The organism is Marinobacter sp. R17, assembly GCF_003789045.1.
Taxonomy (GTDB): Bacteria; Pseudomonadota; Gammaproteobacteria; order Pseudomonadales; family Oleiphilaceae; genus Marinobacter_A; species Marinobacter_A mangrovi.
In genome coordinates, this window is sequence record NZ_RHGZ01000023.1 from 38,677 (window position 1) to 60,110 (window position 21,434).

17 protein-coding genes are annotated in these 21,434 nt (G+C 61.7%); 10 read left to right on the forward strand and 7 right to left on the reverse strand.

What is annotated here, in order from left to right:
- Nucleotides 1-84: 84 nt before the first annotated feature.
- Complete coding sequence (locus EB809_RS15585; protein ID WP_123635757.1) at nucleotides 85-1,512, reverse strand: diguanylate cyclase; 1,428 nt, start codon at nucleotides 1,510-1,512, stop codon at nucleotides 85-87.
- Nucleotides 1,513-1,852: 340 nt separating this feature from the next.
- Here EB809_RS15585 and EB809_RS15590 point away from each other — a divergent pair, with 340 nt between their 5' ends.
- A complete protein-coding gene (locus tag EB809_RS15590; protein ID WP_123635758.1) occupies nucleotides 1,853-2,320 on the forward strand; it encodes a PACE efflux transporter in 468 nt (155 codons plus the stop codon).
- Between the two features lie 33 nt (nucleotides 2,321-2,353).
- On the opposite strand, the gene EB809_RS15595 is transcribed toward EB809_RS15590, so the two are convergent.
- Together EB809_RS15595 and EB809_RS15600 are read right to left on the reverse strand one after the other, a co-directional pair.
- Complete coding sequence (locus EB809_RS15595; protein ID WP_223807997.1) at nucleotides 2,354-3,364, reverse strand: HAD family hydrolase; 1,011 nt, start codon at nucleotides 3,362-3,364, stop codon at nucleotides 2,354-2,356.
- A 96-nt stretch (nucleotides 3,365-3,460) separates the two neighbouring features.
- Nucleotides 3,461-5,104: an arylsulfatase gene (locus EB809_RS15600; RefSeq protein ID WP_123635760.1), complete on the reverse strand. Its 1,644-nt coding sequence runs from the start codon at nucleotides 5,102-5,104 to the stop codon at nucleotides 3,461-3,463.
- A 418-nt stretch (nucleotides 5,105-5,522) separates the two neighbouring features.
- Here EB809_RS15600 and EB809_RS15605 point away from each other — a divergent pair, with 418 nt between their 5' ends.
- The 6 genes from EB809_RS15605 (at nucleotide 5,523) to EB809_RS15630 (ending at nucleotide 12,574) form a co-directional block, all read left to right on the forward strand.
- Entirely contained in the window at nucleotides 5,523-7,193 is a 1,671-nt protein-coding gene (locus EB809_RS15605) for a methyl-accepting chemotaxis protein (protein ID WP_123635761.1), read from the forward strand.
- Nucleotides 7,194-7,246: 53 nt separating this feature from the next.
- Nucleotides 7,247-7,660 carry a YkvA family protein gene (locus tag EB809_RS15610; protein WP_263317001.1) on the forward strand — a complete coding sequence of 138 codons (414 nt, stop codon included), beginning with the start codon at nucleotides 7,247-7,249 and terminating at the stop codon, nucleotides 7,658-7,660.
- Between the two features lie 82 nt (nucleotides 7,661-7,742).
- Nucleotides 7,743-8,363, forward strand: coding sequence for a flavin reductase family protein (locus EB809_RS15615; RefSeq protein WP_123635762.1), 621 nt, complete (start codon nucleotides 7,743-7,745; stop codon nucleotides 8,361-8,363).
- A gap of 146 nt (nucleotides 8,364-8,509) precedes the next feature.
- Nucleotides 8,510-9,871, forward strand: a complete 1,362-nt coding sequence (locus tag EB809_RS15620) for a glycine cleavage T C-terminal barrel domain-containing protein (RefSeq protein ID WP_123635763.1) — start codon at nucleotides 8,510-8,512, stop codon at nucleotides 9,869-9,871.
- Nucleotides 9,872-9,901: 30 nt separating this feature from the next.
- Complete coding sequence (locus tag EB809_RS15625) at nucleotides 9,902-10,819, forward strand: methylenetetrahydrofolate reductase (RefSeq protein WP_123635764.1); 918 nt, start codon at nucleotides 9,902-9,904, stop codon at nucleotides 10,817-10,819.
- Nucleotides 10,820-10,837: 18 nt separating this feature from the next.
- A complete protein-coding gene (locus EB809_RS15630; protein WP_123635765.1) occupies nucleotides 10,838-12,574 on the forward strand; it encodes a formate--tetrahydrofolate ligase in 1,737 nt (578 codons plus the stop codon).
- A 7-nt stretch (nucleotides 12,575-12,581) separates the two neighbouring features.
- On the opposite strand, the gene EB809_RS15635 is transcribed toward EB809_RS15630, so the two are convergent.
- Nucleotides 12,582-13,724, reverse strand: coding sequence for a GlxA family transcriptional regulator (locus EB809_RS15635; RefSeq protein ID WP_123635766.1), 1,143 nt, complete (start codon nucleotides 13,722-13,724; stop codon nucleotides 12,582-12,584).
- Between the two features lie 341 nt (nucleotides 13,725-14,065).
- Nucleotides 14,066-16,636: an FAD-dependent oxidoreductase gene (locus tag EB809_RS15640; protein WP_123635767.1), complete on the reverse strand. Its 2,571-nt coding sequence runs from the start codon at nucleotides 16,634-16,636 to the stop codon at nucleotides 14,066-14,068.
- Nucleotides 16,637-16,675: 39 nt separating this feature from the next.
- Here EB809_RS15640 and EB809_RS15645 point away from each other — a divergent pair, with 39 nt between their 5' ends.
- The gene (locus EB809_RS15645) at nucleotides 16,676-17,416 is read left to right on the forward strand and encodes a cytochrome b (RefSeq protein WP_223807998.1); all 741 of its coding nucleotides are present in this window, start codon (nucleotides 16,676-16,678) and stop codon (nucleotides 17,414-17,416) included.
- Between the two features lie 95 nt (nucleotides 17,417-17,511).
- On the opposite strand, the gene EB809_RS15650 is transcribed toward EB809_RS15645, so the two are convergent.
- Complete coding sequence (locus EB809_RS15650; protein ID WP_123635768.1) at nucleotides 17,512-18,255, reverse strand: Crp/Fnr family transcriptional regulator; 744 nt, start codon at nucleotides 18,253-18,255, stop codon at nucleotides 17,512-17,514.
- A gap of 120 nt (nucleotides 18,256-18,375) precedes the next feature.
- Here EB809_RS15650 and EB809_RS15655 point away from each other — a divergent pair, with 120 nt between their 5' ends.
- Both EB809_RS15655 and lipA read left to right on the forward strand, forming a co-directional pair.
- Nucleotides 18,376-19,248, forward strand: coding sequence for a LysR family transcriptional regulator (locus EB809_RS15655; RefSeq protein WP_123635769.1), 873 nt, complete (start codon nucleotides 18,376-18,378; stop codon nucleotides 19,246-19,248).
- 205 nt (nucleotides 19,249-19,453) lie between these two features.
- Nucleotides 19,454-20,497 carry a lipoyl synthase gene (gene lipA / locus EB809_RS15660; RefSeq protein WP_123635770.1) on the forward strand — a complete coding sequence of 348 codons (1,044 nt, stop codon included), beginning with the start codon at nucleotides 19,454-19,456 and terminating at the stop codon, nucleotides 20,495-20,497.
- A 63-nt stretch (nucleotides 20,498-20,560) separates the two neighbouring features.
- On the opposite strand, the gene EB809_RS15665 is transcribed toward lipA, so the two are convergent.
- The gene (locus EB809_RS15665; RefSeq protein ID WP_123635771.1) at nucleotides 20,561-21,415 is read right to left on the reverse strand and encodes a fructosamine kinase family protein; all 855 of its coding nucleotides are present in this window, start codon (nucleotides 21,413-21,415) and stop codon (nucleotides 20,561-20,563) included.
- Nucleotides 21,416-21,434 lie beyond the last annotated feature (19 nt).

The window sequence follows — 21,434 nt, forward strand, 5'->3', positions numbered from 1 at the left end:
GCGAACGCGTGGGGCCTTTTTTAATGCTCGACAGAAAGCGAGTTGAACCGCCAAATGGGGATTCACCCGGAGTACGCCTACCCTTCAACCAGCCACCTCATCCCCAACCGCCAGACAGATCCGGTCCCGGCCCCCGGTCTTGGCTCGATACATCGCCTCATCCGCCCGATTCACCAATGTGTCCCGATCATCGTCGCTGTGAGCGAGGGCCAGGCCGATACTCATGGTCAGCTCGACCGGCTTGCCTGTCGGGGCAAAGTCGGCCGCGCGCAGGTTATCCGCCAGGCGCTCGAGAAAATTCTGGGCGCCTTCGAGGTCGGTTTCGGGCAGCACCATCAGGAACTCCTCGCCGCCCCAGCGGGCCGTGATGTCGGTGGTCCGGGTGAGTTCGCGAACTGTATCGGCAAACAGTTCCAGCGCGGCATCGCCGGCGGCGTGGCCGTGTTTGTCGTTGATGGCCTTGAAATGGTCGAAGTCGAGCAACGCGACGGCCAGGGCGTTACCGTAACGTCTGGAACGATCCAGTTCGGCGTTCAGGCGCTCTTCCATATAACGTCGATTGAACAGGCCGGTCAAGGAGTCGGTACGCGCGAGCACTTCCAGTTCCAGCCGGGCCTGTTCGAGCTTTTGCATGTCCTCCCGCCGGGCCAGTTCATGCCCCACCCACTGGGCAAACAGGCGAACCAGCTCGATATCCTGGTTTGAGAAGGGGCTGGTCGGCTCGGGGCTGGAAAAGTTCAGGGTGCCGTACCGTTCGCCATCCACGAAGATGGTCGCGCCCAGATAGGCCTCCAACTGGAAGTTGATGTAGCAGGGGTGCGTGCGGATATCGCTTTTGCTGGCATGGTAGAAACCGCGGACATCCCCGACGTTGAACACCTGGCTGCAATAGGTTTCGGCAAAGCGGAACGTCATGCCCGGATGCAGGGCATTGTCCGGGTCGATAGCCCGCACGATGGTGTAGGTGTCGCCTTCGATATGACTAAAAATGCCGATCGGCAGCCCGAAATGTTCGGTACCCAGCCGGAGGATCGCGTCGACCCGCTCGTCAAAATTCAGTTCGCGAGATGTGGTGATGGCGTGCAGCTGACTCAAGGTCTGCTCCGTCACCAGGCGATGAGTGACGTCCCGGATAAACGTCAGGAACACAAGATGCTCCTGCTCCGGGCTGTCGATGGGGCTAATCAGGGTCTCGCCGTCGAAAGCATGGCCGCTTTTGCGCCGATAGTGAACCACCACGGTCTCATCTCCCGGATCGGCCTCCGTGTCGATCGAGCCGGCACTCGGGAAGTCGGTGGCCTCGTCGGGATCGGCGTGAAGCATTCGGGTCTTCTGCCCGACCAGCTCGGCTTCGTCGTAACCGAAGATCTCACAGGCCTTGCGATTGACCATGACAATCCGCTGCTCGGAATCCGCCGCAATCACGGCCACGTCCATATTGGCAAAGACGAATGGCAGCACACCACCCAGTGCGGACAACGAGGTGCCCTGGAATACGGAGGTCAGTGGCATAGACAACACTCCCGCCCACACGCCATCCTCTCTGGCCACTCGGAGCGGTATCCATACTGCTGCCCGGTTATTGTTTGATGATCGGTCAAAACCGACAACACGTGATGCATTGATGACCCTGTCAGTATATCGCATATAAACCTATCGGCTTGCATTTGGCGCTTCTGCAAGCATCCGGCCACGCCATGTACGCGTGGTCCGGGTTTGCGATCGCGGTAAAACTACGCATTCAACTCTTCCGTGCGAATCGCTAAAAAGGCAACATTCAACGCTTTTGAGGACGACCTCACCCAGTCTGGGACTCGAATGCGGGACGACCCGCTTTGTTTGGAGCCCTGCCATGCGCACCCCCAAAGACCGGATTCGTCAAGCCGTCAGTTTTGAAGTGATTGGCTTGGTCCTGGTCATTCCACTGGCCTCCTGGGCCTTCGACCTGCCGGTCAGCGACACCGGCGTTCTCGGCCTGATCGGCGCCTCCCTGGCGACCGGCTGGAACTATGCCTTCAACCTGTTGTTTGACCACGGACTAAAGCGCTGGAGAGGTACGACCCGGAAGACCTTCCGGATGCGTTTGGTGCATGCGATCAGTTTCGAGACGGGGCTGATGCTGGCGTTTCTGCCCATTGTTGCCTGGTGGCTGGAGGTGGGACTGGCCGAGGCCCTGGTGATGGATCTGTCGTTCGTCCTGTTCTACCTTGTTTATGCCTTCGTGTTCACCTGGGCGTATGACACGATCTTCCCGGATCCGGATGCCTCGCCCTCACAAGCTCACCGCGACAGCACCGCCTCCCTGTCGTCTTCACGTTAGACGGCCGGGGGCCATCGCCCCCGGCGTCACTCGTCAGCTTCCTTCGGGAAAGACGCGGCTCCAGTCCTGCTTCATATCGATCACCACCCAGCCTCGTTCGGGCGCCTCGTCCAGCGCCTTGTCGAGTTGGCCGATGTGGGACTGGCGGTCGTAGGCCCATTCCCGGTCGCTGTCGGTGTGATGCAGCAACACACCCAGACGCGGCACCTGATCTTCTTCGCTGCGCGGGATGGTGGTGTACTGCAGCATCTGCAGATCGCCATCGGAGTTGCCGACGGCCATGATCGGACGGCGCCCGATCTGGCGATAGATGCCAACGGGTTTGCCTTCCTTATCGTCCACCAGAATGATGTTGCCGGTCTTGACGATCTCCGGCACGCCATCGCGCATCTCAAACTTGGCATCGCTGGTGGTGCCCATCACCTGTTCCGGTGGAATGCCGTAGGTGTCTTCGGCAAATACGCGAATGAAGTCGACACCGCCGCCGGAAACGATGTAGGTCTTGAAGCCATTGGCGCGCAAGTAAACCAGCAATTCCAGCATCGGCTGGTACACCATTTGGGTGAACGCCCTGTTTTTGGTGGGATGTTTGGCGGTGGCAAACCAATCGGTCACCGAATCCTGAAAGGCTTCAGCGGTCACGTCGGCATGGGCCGTCAGCAGCACTTTCATCACGCCCTCCATACCATTGGCCATCAGCCCTTTCACGTCACCATCGATAGCGCTCTTGAAGGGTTCAGTGGTTTTCCAATCGGGATGATCCGGCGCCATCTGGCGAATCCGCTCCAGGGCATACAGGGCCTGAAAGTACACCGGCTGCTCGGCCCAGAGCGTGCCGTCGTTATCGAAGGTGGCAACGCGTTCGGCCGGTGGCACAAAATCCTTCGAGCCCTTGTCAGTCACTTTCTGGACGAAACCGATGATGGCCGATTTGGTCTGGCCATCGTTCCAGGATGCCAGCGGGTCGCTGTCGGCGGATTGCGCGACGGCGCAACAGGATGAGAAAAAGATTATAAAGATAATACGGAACCATTGGATCTGCATCAGACACAGCCTCCGGAAGCGTGAATCGGGAAAGCCCATGGAATGAGTCAGCGATCTGAAAGCGGCGAGCCTCAGCCCGCCGCCGGTTTCAGAGGGTTACTCGGTGTGGCCCATATCGATACCACGCTTCTCCAGTTCCTTCTTGACACTCTGCATTGCCCGGAAACGATCAATGGTCATCGGTCCGGAGTAGGCATCCGACTGCAGAGGACGCGGTGGATACTTTTTATAGGATTCGGCCACTTGCTCCAGCTTCGCCGAGAAGAACGGCAACGCCCAGGTATTCTCGCGACCCGAGGTCATGAAGATGTCGTAGCGTTCCTGCGGATCTTCCCAGAGGTTGTAGATCTGCGGCACTACGGCGGAATACTGGGACGGGCCGCGCCAGCCCAGCTCGGCAGCCGGCGCTTCGGATCCGGCAATCGCACCGTTGTCGCCCCGCTGGTTGAAGACCGCTTTCCACTGATCGATGCGAATGGCACCAGGCATCAGTTCGGTTTCGGTGAAGTAGAGCCAGAAGTCCCGCTGCCACTGTTTCTCGTCCACGCCGGAGAACAGGATGGGGGCCATATCGAAGCTGTCGAAGATGATGGGTTCGCCGCCACGATCCTCCGTCGGCAGTTCAACGCCAGCGACATGGGCAAAGGTGGCCATCAGATCCAGGCCGCCGGCGATTTCGGTGGCCTTGCTGTCAGCCGGAATCTTGCCGTTCCACTTGAAAATGGCCGGTACCCGGAAAGCCCCTTCACGATCCGTCCCCTTGGAACCGCGGAACGGAGTCATACCGGAATCCGGGTGCACATCCTGCCACGCGCCGTTATCTACCGTGTAGACGATCAGGGTGTTGTCCTCGATACCCAGTTCCTTGATCTTTTTCAGGATCTTGCCGGTCTGGGCATCCATTTCCACGACCTTGTCACCGTACTTGGATTTGACGCTGGAGGCTCCGACGTAATCCTTGGCCGGCAGGTTCGGCTGGTGGTTGGCGGACCAGTTAATGGACATGAAGAAGGGCTCCTTCTTCGCCGCAAGGCGCTCCATTTCTGCCACGGCCTTCTCAGCGGACACCGTATCCAGGTTGGCCAGGTCCTCTTCCGTCATATCTTTCATCGACAGGACTTCCTTGGCCTTTTCACCGGCGTTGCCCTCGAGAATGCCGATGGTGTTCTTCTCGAAGAATTCGCGCTGTTCTTCGGTGATCTGCGGATTCCAGCCTTTCAGCGCATAGGTCATGGCGTTGAGGTGATAAAGCAGGACGTTTTCCATCTTGTCGTAACCCTGAGCATTCGGCAGCGCATAATCCGCTTCACCCAGGTGCCACTTGCCTGTGAAATAGGTGTTGTAACCGGCTTTCTTCAAGACCGAGGCCAGAGTCCACTCTTCTTTGGGCAAACCGCCGCCTTGCCCCTGGAACGCCACCGTCGTCATGCCCGAGCGATTGGGATTACGGCCGGTCTGCATGGCGGCGCGCCCCGGCGTGCATGACGCCTGGGCATAGAAGTTGGTGAACATCATGCCTTCTTTGGCCATTTCGTCGAGATTGGGGGTATCCATCCCGCGGGAGGCTCCACCGAGGTAGGCACCCAGATCCCAGTACCCCGTATCGTCCGAAATGATCATGACGATGTTGGGTTTGGAGCCGTAGGTGGAGTAATTCTTGTGGTTATCTTTGGTTTCTTGGGCAAAACTCTGGCTGGCTACAAACAACATCAGAAAAGCCGACAACACTAGACGTTGCATGGCATGTCTCCCTGTCGATATTAGGCCGCCGAACGCTCAGCACTTCATCGGGCGATGAAAGCATCCTATCGCCGCCTTCACTGGCAGCTTGGAGTTTTCAGTTTAGTCATTTCTGAGCAATTTGCCGATTTTGTCTCCTGAATGGACCCTGACCGTATGTGCTCGCAATGGCGTCACATTGATCCCAATCATTACGCTGGTCAGAAAAGTGGTTTTAAATCGCGCTTTCAACGGATAGCCCCAGCAACCGTGTAAAATACTAACGACAAATGGTTGCATTTATTCGCTTTCCAAACCTATTGGGCATTACTAGAGTGTCGATAAAGAAGGCACCATCGCGCGCCAGCGTATCTGGCATTGCGCGAACCCGGTAAAGACGGCCCTGGTGGGCCAAGCGCTGCTGTCTGGAGAACCATCCGTGAATGCTTTTCTGAACCAGTTTTCCCTGAAAACCAAAATTGTCGGGATTGCCGTCACCATCCTGATCATCTTTCTGGCCAGTTCCGGCTACGCTCTCTATGCCATTTCCGGCATCGGTAAGGAACTGGCGCTGGTGTCGGATAAGGACATCCCCCTGGCCGGCTCACTCTCCCGCATCACCGAGCACCAGCTGCGCCAGACCATCGCCTACGAGACGGGCTATCGCGCGGCACTTTCCGGTAACGGCAGTAAGGAGGCCCTGGCCACAGCCCGGGATCACTTCGATGCCCTGTCCCGGGAAATCGATGAACAGATTCGCCAGGCCCGGACCATGGCGGCGGATCCGGGTGCAGACGCGGACACCCGGTTGCGGCAGGAACTCGACACCGTGCGCCAACAACTCAAGGATATTGCGTCGGCCCATGGTCGATTTGAGCAGCATGTGGATCAGGCGTTCGCAGCTTTTGCAGCGGGTGACCTGGAAACTGCCGGCAACCTGACCGACGACATCGACCAGGCCGCCAGCCAGCTGGACGACGGACTGGGAGCGCTGCACGAGGACGTGGCCGGCTTCACCCAGCGCAGCGCCCAGGAGGCGGAAGCGCACGAGCAGGCGGCGCTGGGCACCCTGACCACGCTGATTGTGATCAGTACCCTTGTGGGGCTGCTGGTGAGCTGGGTGGTGGCCAACGCCATTGTGCGCGGTATCCGCCGGGCCATCGTCACGGCGTCCGGCGACCTGACCCAGGAAATCGATGTGGACAACAAGGACGAAGTCGGTGAGCTGTTGCACGCCATGAACGGCCTGCGCCGGAAACTGCTGGACATGATCAGCCAGATCTCGGCCATCACCGCGCAACTGGCGGCCGCTTCCGAGGAAATGGCGGTGATCACCGAACAGACCAGCCGGACCATCGACGAGCAGTCCTCGGAAACCGAACAACTCGCCACCGCCATGAACGAACTGGCCAGCACCGCCCAGGACATCGCCCGGAACATCAGCGACACGGCCCAGTCGGTCAACGAGGCCAGCGATCACGCTAACGGCGGCCGGGCCACGGTGGAAAAAAGCATCCAGGAAATCTCGAAACTGGCGGACGACATCGAGACATCCGCCCAGGCCATCCGCCAGCTGGAGGAAACCAGCACCACCATCGGCAACGTGCTGCAAGTGATCCAGGCGATCGCCGAACAGACCAACCTCCTGGCCCTGAATGCCGCCATCGAGGCAGCCCGGGCGGGCGATCAGGGGCGCGGCTTCGCCGTGGTGGCGGATGAGGTGCGGGCCCTGGCCAGCCGGACCCACGAGTCCACCAAGGAAATCGACGACATGATCAACCAGCTGCAGTCGGTGTCCCAGAAGGCGGTCGCCTCCATGGACAGCAACCGCCAGCAGGTCAGCCGCACGGTGGACTACGCGTCCGAGGCCGGCTCCCAGCTCACCACCATCACCCAGGTGACGGCACGCATCCAGGACATGACGCGTCAGATTGCCAGCGCGTCGGAGGAACAGGTGGGCGTGACCGAGGAAATCAACAAGAACATCGTGCAGCTCAACACCATGTCGGAGCAGACGGCCCAGGGTGCAGAGGAAACGGCGACCGCCGGTCAGGATCTGACGCGGATGGCCAATGAGCTGCAGTCGATCGTCTCGCAGTTCCGGGTGTAGAGTTCCAGAGCGATCCCGGCAGCGACTCCAATGACGACAGGCTATCATTTACCGTGAACCTGCTGTTTTGTCTAAGGCAGCTTGCCACTCGCCTGAAAGCAGACACCCTCGCCCTGTACCTGGCGGCCCGGGACCCTCGCACACCCTGGCTGGCCAAGGCCGTCGTCGCGATCGTGGTGGCCTACGCGCTGAGCCCCATCGACCTGATCCCGGACTTCATCCCGGTGCTGGGCTATCTGGATGACATCATCCTGCTGCCACTGGGGATTGCGCTGGCGATCCGGCTGGTGCCGGAAGCGGTGATGTCGGACTGCCGCGCCCGCGCCCTCGATGCCTTCAAAAACGGAAGGCCGGTCAATCGCTGGGCAGGGGTGGCGGTTGTCGCAATCTGGATGGCGGCGATCGTCGTACTTGGCGTGGTGGGATACCGGATGTGGCTTGAGGCAGGCCAAGGCGCCCGTCACTGACTCCCGCGGCGTCGGCCGACTTCCGTTACACTGCAGGCACTGTCCGTATCCCTGCTTCCCATTCACTGTTCAGGAAGGCGTTATGTCCGATTCGATGTATTTCTATGAACCCGCCAACGGCCATGGGCTGCCCCACGATCCGTTCAACGCGCTGGTGGCGCCGCGCCCGATTGGCTGGGTGTCCACACGCGGCGCCGACGGCATCCTGAACCTGGCGCCCTACAGTTTCTTCAACGCGTTCAACTATCACCCGCCGATCGTCGGCTTCTCCAGCATTGGCTACAAGGATTCCGTGCGGAATGCCCAGGCCACCGGCGAGTTCTGCTGGAATCTGGCCACGCGCCCGCTGGCCGAGGCGATGAATGCATCCTGCGCCGCGGTCGCGCCGGAGGTGGATGAGTTTGAACTGGCGGGCCTGACACCGGAACCGTCCCGGGCGGTGAACGTGCCCCGGGTGGCGGAAAGCCCGGTGTCGCTGGAGTGCAAGGTCAGTCAGGTCCTGCAACTGGCGGGTGCCGACGGCCAACTGGCCGACACCTGGGTGGTGTTCGGTGAAGTCGTCGGGGTCCATATTGCCGAGCACCTGCTGAAAGACGGCATTTACGACACAGCCGCGGCCCAGCCGATCCTGCGCGGCGGCGGTCCAGCGGACTATTTCCAGGTGGAAGAGGCCCAGCGCTTCCAGATGTACCGCCCCGGATAACCCCTCTCCCTACACCGGCTGGCGTCCATCATGAGCCGGCCGGTGCCGCTTTCAGTCTTTTCCATGTCGCCTCTGTCCACGCTGGCCGATGCAATAACGCTCACATTGAAACCATCGAAAACCGCACAAACCCTGAGGAGGCGGCGATGGCGATCAAGTTCGAGCAGGCCCTGTTGGATTATCCACAGCAACGTGCCGGCGCGGCGCGACACCCACAGAGTGTCGACCAGTCCGACCGCCGGGTTCCCATCAATCTGCGCCAGTCCGGCCCCACGCCGGTGGAAATGCTGATTTCCACCCGGGTGCGCAAATCACCCTACTGGCATCTGTCCGTGGAATCCGGCTGCTGGCGTGCCACCGTGTATAACCGTATGTACCACCCACGCGGCTACGTGCATCCGGAAGATGGCGGTGCCATGGTGGAGTACGACTCCCTGATCCATGACGTCACCCTCTGGAACGTGGCGGTGGAACGGCAAATCCAGGTGAAAGGCCCGGATGCCGAGGCGTTCGTGAACTACGTCATCACCCGCGATGCCACGAAGATCAAGCCCATGCGCGGCAAGTACGTCGTCCTCTGTAACGAGGAAGGCGGCATTCTCAATGACCCCGTTTTGCTGAGGATTGCCGAGGACGAATTCTGGTTCTCCCTGTCCGACAGCGACCTGGAACTCTGGCTGCGCGGGGTCAATACCGGCAAACGTTTCGACGTCAGCATTGCCGAGATCGACGTGGCCCCGGTGCAGATCCAGGGCCCCAAATCCGAAGCCCTGATGGTGGATCTGTTCGGCGACGCCGTCAGCGAGCTGCCCTACTATGGCCTGATGGCCGGTCAGGTGGCCGGACACGACGTGATCGTCTCCCAGACCGGCTTTACCGGCGAGAAGGGTTATGAGATTTATCTGCGCGACGCCACTCTGCACGCCGAGGATCTTTGGTACACGGTCCTGCGCACCGGCGAGAAACACAACCTGCGGGTGATCGCGCCGGCCCACCATCGCCGCATCGCGGCCGGCATCCTGTCCTGGGGACAGGATGTGGACCAGGAAACCCTGCCCTTCCAATGCAACCTGGCCTACCAGGTCCCCCGCAACAAGGATGCGGACTACATCGGCAAGCAGCGACTCGAAGAGGTCCGCGCCCAGATGGAAGCCGGCAACCCGCCTTTCCGCCAAATCATGGTGGGGCTGCGCTTTGACGGCGCGCCGGTGACCGACTACGCCAACGATTTCTGGCTGATCAGCCAGGCGGCCGGCGAAGAGCCGGTGGGCTATGTCACCTCGCCCTGGTACTCCCCGGAGCTGGAAACCAACATCGCCCTCGGCTACGTGCCCTACGAGCTGCGCCACATCGGCACCCGCCTGACAGTGAAGTTACCGCCGGAGTATGTCGGGGCGGACGGCAACCTGGAAGTTGACGCGGAAGTCGTCAACGTGCCCTTCCGACCGTCGGTCAACCCCAACGCGCGGGAGCGGGCCAAAGCCAAGGGTATCGACTTTGCGGATTAAACAGACCCACAGACAGGTGGTGAGCGTGCCATGCAACTTGTCCATGAACAGATGACCGATCCCGACGCCGATACAGCCTGCGGCGAGGAACTGGACTTCCTCGCCCGGTCGGCGTCCATAGAGCTGACGCCCCGGCAGATCCTGACCACGGATGATCTGAGCCGCTGGCTTGCACCGGGCACCGCCGTCTACGTCCCCTTCCTGCCCAAGGCCCGCTACGACGACACTGTCGATGCCTGCTGCCAGCTTCGAGCCGCGGGGTTGGACCCGGTCCCCCACTTTCCGGCGCGGGCGGTTGCCAGTGCCGGACAGGGTCAGGAGTGGCTGGAACGTCTGGGTGCGGCAGGCGTCGACAAACTGATGGTGATCGCCGGCGACAACGGCGATCCGGTCGGCCCCTTCAAGGACACCCTGGCTTTGCTGGAGAGCGGTCTGCTGACCCGCTACCCCTTCGCCCTGGGCGTGGCCGGCCATCCTGAGGGCCATCCGTCGGCGGACCATCCCAGCCTGATGCAGGCCCTGCAAATCAAGCGGGACTATGCCGCAACCACCCAGACACGCATGTGGGTCACCACCCAGTTCGCGTTCGAGGCCGACAGCTTTACCGACTGGCTGCAGACGGCAGGCGACCACCTGGCGCCGCTGCCGGTCTACTTTGGCATCGCTGGCCCCACCAAGTTGCGCACGCTGATGGCCTACGCCGCCCAATGCGGTGTCGGGGTCTCAGCCCGGGCGCTGATGCGCCATCCGGAGACCGCCCGACTGCTGCGCTCGTGGACGCCGGACGGATTGGTGGAAGCCTTGGCGCAGTACCGGGTGGCGCATCCGCTCACGCTGTTCAAGGGGATTCACCTGTTCCCGTTCGGTGGTCTGAAACGGGCTTCCCGGTGGCTCGAGGACCTGCGCAGCGAAACGCCCGACTGCGCGGCCTCCCCGGGCAGAGCCTGACGGCAAGGAGGACACCCCATGTCCGTTCAATACCACGAATCGGCCTCTGTTACTCCGGCCGAGCCGGAACTGCCACCGCCCGGCACGCCGGACATCGAGATCGCCCGCGCGGTCCAGCCCCAGTCGATCCTGTTGCTGGCGCAGCAGCGGTTTGGCCTGCCCGCGGACAGTCTGATTCCCTTTGGCCATTACAAGGCCAAGCTCAACCTGAAGCATCTGGGACTGCCGGATCCGGCCACCTACGGCAAGCTGGTACTGGTCACAGCCGTGACACCGACGCCGGCAGGCGAAGGCAAGACGACCACGAGCGTGGGCCTGAACGACGGCTTGAACCGATTGGGCGTAAAGTCCTCGGTGTGCCTGCGCGAACCCTCGCTGGGCCCGTGCTTCGGTATGAAAGGCGGCGCCGCCGGCGGCGGACGGGCGCAGGTGATTCCGATGGAGGACATCAACCTCCACTTCAACGGCGACTTCCACGCCATCACCGCCGCCCACAACCTGCTGGCGTCGATCATCGACAACCATATCCACTGGGGCAGCGAATCCGGACTGGATCCCCGTTACATCAGTTGGCGCCGGGTGATGGACCTGAACGACCGGGCCCTGCGCAACACGATCATCGGCTTGGGTGGTGCGGCACACGGGCTGCCCCGGGAAACCGGCTTCGACATCACCGTGGCGTCAGAAATCATGGCCATTCTCTGCATGTCGGACAGCCTGGCCGACCTGCGCCAGCGACTGGCGCGGATCATCGTCGGCCGTCGCCGCGACCTGTCGCCGGTCACCGTGGGCGACCTGGGCGCCGAAGGCGCCATGACTATCCTGCTGCGGGATGCCCTGCAACCCAACCTGGTGCAAAGCCTGGAGCACAATCCGGTCTTCATCCACGGCGGTCCGTTTGCCAACATCGCCCACGGCTGCAATTCGGTGATGGCCACCCGCTATGCCCTGAGCCTGAACGATGTGGTGGTCACCGAAGCCGGCTTCGGCGCCGATCTGGGGGCGGAGAAGTTTATCGACATCAAGTGCCGCCAGAGCGGGCTTCGGCCGGATGCGGCGGTGCTGGTCTGTACGGTCCGGGCGCTCAAGATGCAGGCGGGCACGGCTCGAAACAAACTGGCTACGCCGGATGTACAGGCGGTCTATACCGGCTCCGATAACCTGCAGCGGCATATCCGCAACCTGCGCCAGTTCGGACTGACGCCCGTTGTTTCCATCAACTGCTTTCCCTCTGACAGCGACGATGAAATCGCCGCTATCCAGGCCCTCTGCAACGACTGGGGCGTGCAGGCCATCCCGGCCCGGCATTGGGCTGAAGGCAGCGCCGGCGCCAGCGATCTGGCCCAGGCGGTGCTGGATCAGATGGACAGTGGCACGCCCGACGTCCAACTGCTCTACCCCGATGAACTGCCACTGGCCGAAAAGATCGAAACCATTGCCACGCGCCTCTATGACGCGGCCCGTGTCGACTTCTCGCCGGACGCGGCACGCCAACTGGAAGAATACGAACAGCTCGGTTTCGGCCACTTGCCGGTCTGTATCGCCAAGACCCAGTACAGTTTTTCCGCCAATGCCAAGTTGCGGGGCGCACCGAGCGGGCATGTATTGCCGGTACGGGAAGTCCGGTTATGTGCGGGCGCCGGATTCGTTGTGGCCGTCTGCGGTGACATTATGACCATGCCCGGCCTGCCACGGCATCCCGCGGCGCTTGATATGGGGCTGAATGCCGACGGCGACGTTTACGGGCTGGTATAGGAAGTGTTCAGAGAGTGCCGCTGCCAGACTTCCGATCGTCCGGCAGCGGCGTATAGGTGAAAACCCCGAATGTGGGTTCCGCCCGAGCGCGCTGGAGCGCTTCCGATGCGGGCGAGCGAAGTTCGAAGGCCTGCGTCGGTGCGGGCTGATCCATGGCGTTGATCGGGCGCACGTTGGCCCGCGCCGATCGCGGTGGCGTTCCCATGTACTTGCGGTAGCAGCGGCTGAAATGAGTGGCCGAGACGAAGCCACACATGGACGCGATTTCGACGATGGAGCAGGACGTTTGCTTGAGCAGCCGCCGCGCCCGGTCGAGTCGCAGTTTGAGATAGTAGCGCGAGGGCGTACAGCCCAGGTGTTTGAGGAACAGCCTTTCGAGCTGCCGCCGTGAAATCCCAGCCAGCTGAGCCAGTTCCCTGAGTTCGATTGGTTCCTCGATATTGGCTTCCATGAGCTGGGCGACTTCCGCCAGCTTGGGCTGGGCCACCGCCAGTTGGTGTCGAAGAGGGACCGGCTGCTGCTCACTGTCCTCACGCATCCGGTCGCACACGAACATATCGGAAATGGCATCGGCCAGGGACTGCCCGTGGCGGCGGCACAGCAGGTTCAGCATCAGGTGCAGCGGCACTTCGCCGCCGGTGCAGGTCATGCGGTCACGATCGACGGTGAACAGGCGATTGTTGCAGTGCACCCGGGGAAAACCTTCCTGCAGGGCGGCGAGGCACTCCCAGTGGGCGCTGCACCCATAACCATCCAGCAGCCCGGCACTGGCGAGCACATAGGCCCCGGTACACAGGGCCCCCAAAGTCACCTGTTTACGGGCGAGACTGCGCAGCCAGGAAACGTCGCGACTGGAAAAGCTCTGGGTGACGTCGATTCCCGCCACCACCAGCACCAGATCGAAATCCCGGGAGGTACCCGTCGCGGCGTCGGGAACCAGGGTAACGCCATCACTGGCGTGGACGGGCTGGCCGTCAACGGAGAGCAGCTGCCAGGTGTAAAGTTCTGAACCGGTGAGCTGATTGGCCATGCGCAGGGGTTCAATGGCGCTGGCCAGGGCCATGAGGGTGTAGTTCTCGATCAGCAGGAAGCCCACCCGATATGGCCGGGTCTCGCGGCTAACTGCATCGCCGTTGGTCGAGCCAGTCATGCCCTTACCCCTGAGGACGCTGTGGTCCTTGCTAGACCTCTTTCTCGACAATAAGCCTCACACGAACCAGGCGCAATGACTTATCGACGAGCGGCTTTCCGGTAGGCTCCGGGGCCAGTTTATGACGGCACCGTTTTGGGGCATGATCCAGATGCGACAGAATTCGGGCCGCATCTGTTCGTCTGCGACATCCTGAATAGATCCCGCTGGGGTTCGAACGGCGTCATGGGCCGGGTGAGCGGGACCGTCTGGGGCCATGGATGGCCCCAGTCGAGCGTACAGGGACGTATTTACAGCGTGTCCCGGTCAGCCGGCCCATGACGCCGCCCCGAGTGACCGTCTCAGGACCGCATCCTTTCATTGTCCGGATCATAAAGCGCCCGATAACCCACCGACTCAATCCGGATCCGGTACTTTTCACCGAAGTATTCCAATAGAAGCTCCCGACCTTCCTGGGCGTATGCGTGGGGAATGTAGCCCAGCAGGATAACCTTGCCGACCGATGGGCCGAAAGCAGCGCTGGTGTTGTAGGAACGTCGGCCCTCACTGTCCACCAGCACTTCGCCGGTCTCCGGATCGAGGATCGGCCACTGCCCCACCGGATAGCGAGCCACGCCTTTGGCGTCCCGGTTCTCCAGCATGGTAAGGGTACACAGATAAGCGGGTTGGGCCGGTCGCTCGCGTTGCTCCAGGTAGGCCGCCTTGCCGTGGAAGTCCGCTTCCTTGACCTTCTTGCGGGCCAGGTCCGCTTCATACAGGTTGTACTCGGTTTCCAGATCCACGTTCTGCAGGCGCAGGCTGTTTTCCAGGCGCCGAGTGTTGGCGTACGTCTCGATGCCCACCGGTGTGACGCCGGCTTCGAACAGCAGATCCCAGAGCCCCAGACCGTAGCTGAACGGCACATAAAGCTCCCAGCCCTGTTCGCCCACATAGGAAATGCGGAACGCCCAGACCGGAATGCCCTGCACCCAGATTTCCCTGGCCGTGGCGAAGGGGAACCGTTCGTTGGACAGCTCATCCGGATCATCCAGGAAGTGGGCCAGCGTCTCCCGCGCCTTCGGCCCCCAAAGGCCCAGGGTGGCCAGGGAATCGGTGCGGTCGTCCAGCCGGTAGCGGGTCAGACCCCGCTCTTGCGCCATGCGTCGGATCCAGACCAGGTCCCGGTGGCCGGTATCGCCGCCGCAAACCACCCGGTAGGCGTCTTCGGCCAGTCGGATAATGGTCAGGTCGGAATGAATACCCCCTTGGCCATCCAGGAAGTGGGTATAAACGCCCTTGCCGACCGGCGTGGTGCCGCCCACCCTGGCGACCGACAAGTATTCCATCAGCGCCTCGGCGTCCTGGCCGGAGATGTCGTAGATGGCAAAATGGGACAGGTTGATCATGCCCACGTTCTCGCTCATCTCCAGTTGCTCGGCGTTGGACACGTCCCAGAAATGCCGGCCGTCCCACTCGTTCTCCCGCACTGGAATCCTATCGCGGTACCTGGCCAGCAATGTGGCCTCGTTGGACTGGTAGCCGTGAGCCCGCTCCCAGCCGGCCGCTTCCATGAAGTAGCCGCCCAGCGCGACTTCCCGTAGATAGAACGGACTCGTACGCAACTGCCGGCCACTTTCGTAGGGTTCGCGTGGGTGGACGGCTGGCGTGTAGATTTTCTTGGCCACTTCATAGCAGCGGCCGTAAACGTAGCGGGAGGTCTTCTGGGCCGGATAGAAGCGGGCGATGTCGACGCTGTGCGGATCCATTTCCGGACAGCCGGTGGTCATCCAGTCCGCCAGCAGCTTGCCGGCCCCGGGACCATCCTTGACCCAGATGGCCTCGCAGAACCAGAGATTCCGCACTTCCGGCGTTTCGCCGATCATCGAGCCGCCATCCGGCGTCACCGACAACAGGCCATTGAACGAGCGTTTCTCTTCCCAGCCCAGTTCACCGAGGATCGGCGTCATCTCGATGGCTTTCTCGTAGGCATGCATGACCTGCTCCAGCGACAGGTCGCGCATGGAGGGCGACAGCCGCGCCTCGCCCGGCTCGGCGATGTCCCGGGCGTAGACCAGCCGCGGGTTTTCATGCTCGTAGTAGCCCCACTCCATGTGCCCGCCCTCAGTGGTGGACGGGTCGCCGGTGTCCCGCACGTAGGCGGAGTTGCCCTGGTCGCGGAACAGCGGCCAGACCAGCTCCTCGCCGGTGCCCTTGAGCGCCTCATAGGGTCCGAAGAACAGCAGAGGATGCTCCACCGGCATCAACGGCAGGGGCGCCCCGGCCGTGCGGGCCATCAACGGGCCCCAGATCCCGATGGTCAGCACGACGTATTTCGTCTTGATGTACCCCCGGTCGGTTTCCACACCCTGGACAACGCCGTCCTTGACGTCGATGCGCCGCGCCGGGGTGTTGGCAAACGCCTGAAGGTGGCCGCTGGCCACCGCCTCATCCACCAGATCCCCCGCCACAGTCTGTGAGCGTGGCACCACCAACCCCGCATCCGGGTCCCACAGGGCGCCCTGGATTTTGGTCTCGTCCACCAGGGGGAACAACTCCTTGGCCTGAGCCGGCGTGATCATGCTGACATTGGTGCCAAAGGCCCGACCCGAGCCCACCTTGCGGATCAGCTCCGCCATGCGCTCGTCGTCATCAATATGCGCGACTTCCATGCCGCCCTTTTTCAGGTAATTACCACGCTTGGCGTAAAACGCCTGACTGTATTTCGTGGTGTAGACGTTGAGCTTGTCGTGAGAGGTGGTGAAACAGAAATCGGAAGCGTGGGAGGTTGACCCGATGTCCGTCGGGATGGCGGATTTCTCGAGGCCGACGATGTTGGTCCAGCCCTGCTCGATCAGGTGATGGGCCACCGAGGCGCCGACGATGCCACCCTGCCCGATGATAACGACATCTGCACTTTCCGGAAGTTTTGCCATGCTCTTCCCCCGCTGCTGGGGCCTGACGGCCACTGAAGGATGAATCAGGCTGCATTCCGGGCTACCCTGAGAAACCAGCCTGCATTCAATCTGAATCCGAATCCCTATGGCTGCCTAATCGGATACGACACACAGTTGTCCAAAAGCGGCATTGGCGCCAGAAGGACCACTTTTCCGGTCGCCGCCGGCCAACGAGTTATCAGCGGCAAGTGGCTGGGCGTTGCGGCCAACGGCCACGATCAGAGGGTACAAGCGATGAGAGACAACACGGAGCGTTACGGGCAGGTCAGCCGTTTTTTGCATTGGGGGATGGCGCTGCTGATTTTATGGCAGTTCCTGAGTGCGATCGCCCACGCCCTGATCAAGGACACCCCGTTGGAGTCGTTCCTGTGGGGAACCCATAAACCGATGGGATTGCTACTGCTGGTATTGGTGGTGATCCGGGCCCTTTGGGCGCTGTCCAATTTGGCCAACAGGCCGGCAGCCATCAACAAGTTGGCGAAACTCGGTCACCTGGGGATCTACCTGCTACTGCTGATCATTCCTTCCCTCGCGCTGTTGCGCCAGTATGGCTCCGGCAAGCCATTCGAGCCTTTTGGCGTGCCTTTATTTGCCGGTTTTGAGGGTGAGGAAATCAACTGGATGACCGCGCCTGCCAATCTGCTTCACAGCTGGCTGGGCTGGCTGTTGCTGCTGACCATTATCGGTCACATCGCCTTCGTCATCCGTCATCGCCGCAAGGCAAACGAAGTCGATGTCTTGCCCCGCATGTGGGGCTGACGGCGTCAAAAATAGAGTAGAGACCATCCGGGATCGCGAAGGGCTGCGATCCCGAACAGGGTACGGCGCACCGGAACCAGCCGGTCGGCGACGTCTCAGACGCGGCGGCTGCGTCCGTTCTTCAAGCGGGAATAGGTGGCGGTGGCCACACCCAGCCAGGCGGCCAGCTGGTAATCCGGCACCCGCTCGACCAGTTCCGGATAGTCGCGCACCATGATCTGGTAGCGCTCTTCGGCACTGAGCGTCTGGCGCTCGAACTCGCGCATGGTGGAGCGCTCGGCCAGCTCTTCCATCAGGGCCAGGGCAAACTGGGCCCAGGCGCCTTCGCCGTCCTGCTTGATGCACTCACGGAACGGCAGGAAATCCGCCTCCCAGAGAGTGCATGGGGTGACGGTGGTCAGGCACAGGGTGTTGCGCTCGGAGCGGGTCCGGGCAAATACCGGCCAGATGGCGCTGCCTTCGTCAAAGAAGTGGTGGATGCTGACACGACCGTCCTCGTTCTTGCGATAGAGACGTGCAATGCCGTACTCGACGAGGTAGATCTTTTTCCAGGTGTTATGGCGTTTCTCGAGATTCACTTCCGCCCCGTAGGTGCGGTGCTCGAAAAGAGACGCCATGTCTTCCAGTAACTGCCGACGCTGACGGGAAAGCCGGTCCGGAATCCCCCAGCCCAGAACCCGTGCCAAACTGTTACGCAATGCCCGTAGACGCCCTTCGCCGGGATCCTTGGTGGACCAGCCGTAGGCTTCGGGAAATTCATTGGCAAGGCACGGTGCAGAGGACGGTTGGTTCAGGACGTGCGTGGCAGATGAAGCAAGTACATCATCGTGTTTACCCATTACATAACTCCACCCGAACGTGCGAAATCGTTAGCGCGCTATTATTGCATCGACTTTCACTCACAAAAACTGATTTATATTGCTATTATTGAGCAATATTTCTGATTGAATGCAGGATGTATGGACACCGAACTCGCTCGCACGTTCCTGGTCGTGGCCGAGACCGGCAGCTTCGTAAAAGCTGCCGACCGGCTGAACATTTCCCAGACCACCGTCACCGCCCGCATCCGCTCGCTGGAAACCCAGTTGGGGCAGGCCCTGTTCGAACGCGGTCGGCACGGCGCCAGTCTCACCCCCCAGGGGGATCGGTTCATGCCGTCGGCGATGTCGATCCTGCAGGTCTGGGAGCGCGCCCGACACGACGTCAACGTCTCCACCGAGCACGAGCATGTGCTCTCCGTCGGCGGCGAGCTGAGCCTGTGGAATCCGCTGTTGCTGAACTGGCTGGTATGGATGCGAAAGAACTGCCCGGAGATTGCCGTGCGCGCGGAGGTGGGCGATTCCACCAGCCTGATCGGCAAAGTCGAGCGCGGCATCCTGGATATCGCCGTGGTCTATTCGCCGCTCTACCACCCGGGCCTGGTGGTGGAAATGCTCGAGGAAGAACGCCTGATCATGGTGACCACCGACCCCTCCGGTTCCACGGCGGAGAACGAGCATTACGTCTACGTGGACTGGGGACCGGAATTCTCGTCACAGCATGACAAAGCCTTCCCCTCCCTGAAACGCTCCGGCATTTTCGTCGGCATGGGGCCAATGGGGCTGAGCTACATTCTGTCGGCCGGCGGCGCGGGCTATTTCCGGGAGCGGGCGATTCGCGGGCTGCTGGACGAGGGGCGGCTATTCCGCGTACCCAACGCGCCGGCCTTTCCCTACCCGTCCTATATGGTGACCACCGAGAGCGACCATCCCCAGGCCGCCATCGGCCGGGGCATGGTAGGCCTGCGCCGGGTTATCCGGGACGGTATGTCTCCCTGGGTCATGCCGGTATAATAGGCCAGGTATACGCGGCAACGCAGCCGCCGGTTCTCGGTATTCACCTACCGGGCCAATGGGACATTAGCCGTAGATGGCTTGTCAGGTTCCCGTGCAATCTTTAACCTTTAGAGACCACGGGCCTCGATGTAAAACGCTCCGGCGTTCCCGGCCCCGTAAAGATGGATTCCCCCTTTTCTAACCGTAGTGAGCAGCATTCCCCATGACTGATGGCGCCAGCAATCGCATTACCAGTGGTTCAAAATACCGCAGCGAGCAAGGATTCTCGGCCATCAAGGACGGCATCAAGCGGTCCGGTAACGCAGACAAACCGGTCAGCCGCAAACCCAGCTGGCTGCGCGCCCGCATGCCGGGTGGCGAGCGTTTCGACGCCGTGCGCCGCAATGTGGCCGAACACCGGCTGAGCACCGTCTGTCAGGAATCCCACTGTCCCAACATCGGTGAATGCTGGAACAACGGCACCGCCACTATCATGGTGATGGGATCGGTCTGCACCCGCGCCTGCAAGTTCTGTGCGGTTGATACCGGCAACCCGAAAGGCTGGCTGGACCAGGAAGAGCCCGAAAACACCGCCAAGTCCGTCGAACTGATGGGCCTGCGCTACATTGTGCTGACCTCCGTCGACCGGGACGACCTGGACGACGGCGGCGCCGCTCATTACGCCGCCTGCGTCAGCGCCATCAAGACCCGCACGCCGGAAGTTGCCGTTGAGGCGCTGACGCCGGACTTCGACGGCGTGCATTCTGCCATCGAGGCGGTTGTGGATTCCGGCCTGGACGTGTTCGCCCAGAACGTCGAGACCGTCGAGCGCCTGACCCACTACGTGCGCGACCCACGTGCCGGTTACGAGAAAACCCTCAAGGTACTGGAACACGCCAAGAAGCACCGCCCGGATGTCCTCACCAAGACCAGCATCATGCTGGGCCTGGGCGAGACCGACGAGGAAATCCTCCAGACCATGGATGACCTGCGCGCCGTGGGCGTCGATATCCTGACCCTGGGCCAGTACCTGCGCCCCACCCCGAACCACCTGCCGGTCGAACGCTACGTCACGCCGGAAGAGTTCAACCGTTATCGGGAAATCGGCCTGGAAAAAGGCTTTATGGAAGTCCCCTCTGGCCCCATGGTTCGCTCCAGCTATCGCGCGGACCGGGTGTTCGAGCAGAACAATCTGGGCCTGGCCATGCCAGCGGTGCCAACGCCGGAGAAGGACGAGAACCTGATCCCGATGAAGGCCGTGGACTGACAGACCGCACCGCCCGGAAATCGAAGCCAGCATCACGATGCTGGCTTTTTTGTGTCCGCTCGATCAGCCGGTAAATCTCGCCAGCACCGAACGCACGGACGACCGGTAGCCGCCGCCAAACAGGTTCAGGTGATTGAGCAAGTGGTAGAGGTTGTACAGCGGCACCCGCTCTTCCCAATCCGGTGCCAGATCGGCGTTGGCGGCATAAGCGGCGTAGAAGTCAGCGGACTGGCTGCCGAACAATGTGGTCATGGCAAGATCCGCCTCGGCCCAGCCGTAGTGGGCCGCCGGATCGATCAGGACCGGCTCGCCGTCCGGGCCGGCGTGGATGTTCCCGCTCCAGAGGTCGCCGTGGATCAGGCTGGGCGGTTGCTCCGGAATCCAGTCGGCCAGGCGGTGGGCAATGGTCTCCACTGCGCGCACGTCGGCCGCAGGCAGCAGCCCCTTGTCCCGGGCCAGACGGGCCTGGAACAACAGCCGGGCCTCGCCAAAAAAGGCGAAACCGTCCGCCATGCGCGGATTCGGTTGTGGCGTCAGGCCGCAGTAATTGTCGCAGGAAAAGCCGAAGGCACTGTCCGTGGCACGGTGCATCTTTGCCAGTTGCTCGCCCAGTTTGCGGCCAAAATCAGGCCCTGGCGAGCCGGACACCCATTCCAGCAAGAGCCCCTGATCCGACACGGCCAGCACCCGGGGAACCCGGATCGCACCGGTGGCCGACAGGGCTCGCAGGCCCTCCGCTTCGGCCTCGAAAAAGCCGGCCGGAGGCGCCTGATGAACCTTGAGAAAAACCGTCTCACCGTTTTCAAGCACGACACGAAACGCGTCGTTGATACTGCCGCCGCCCATGCCAGGGCGCTCATTCGCCGACGGCAGGCCGGCCTGGGTCAGCAGGGATTTGAGGATCGAATCCGTCGACATGAGGCACTCCTTTCGGCGT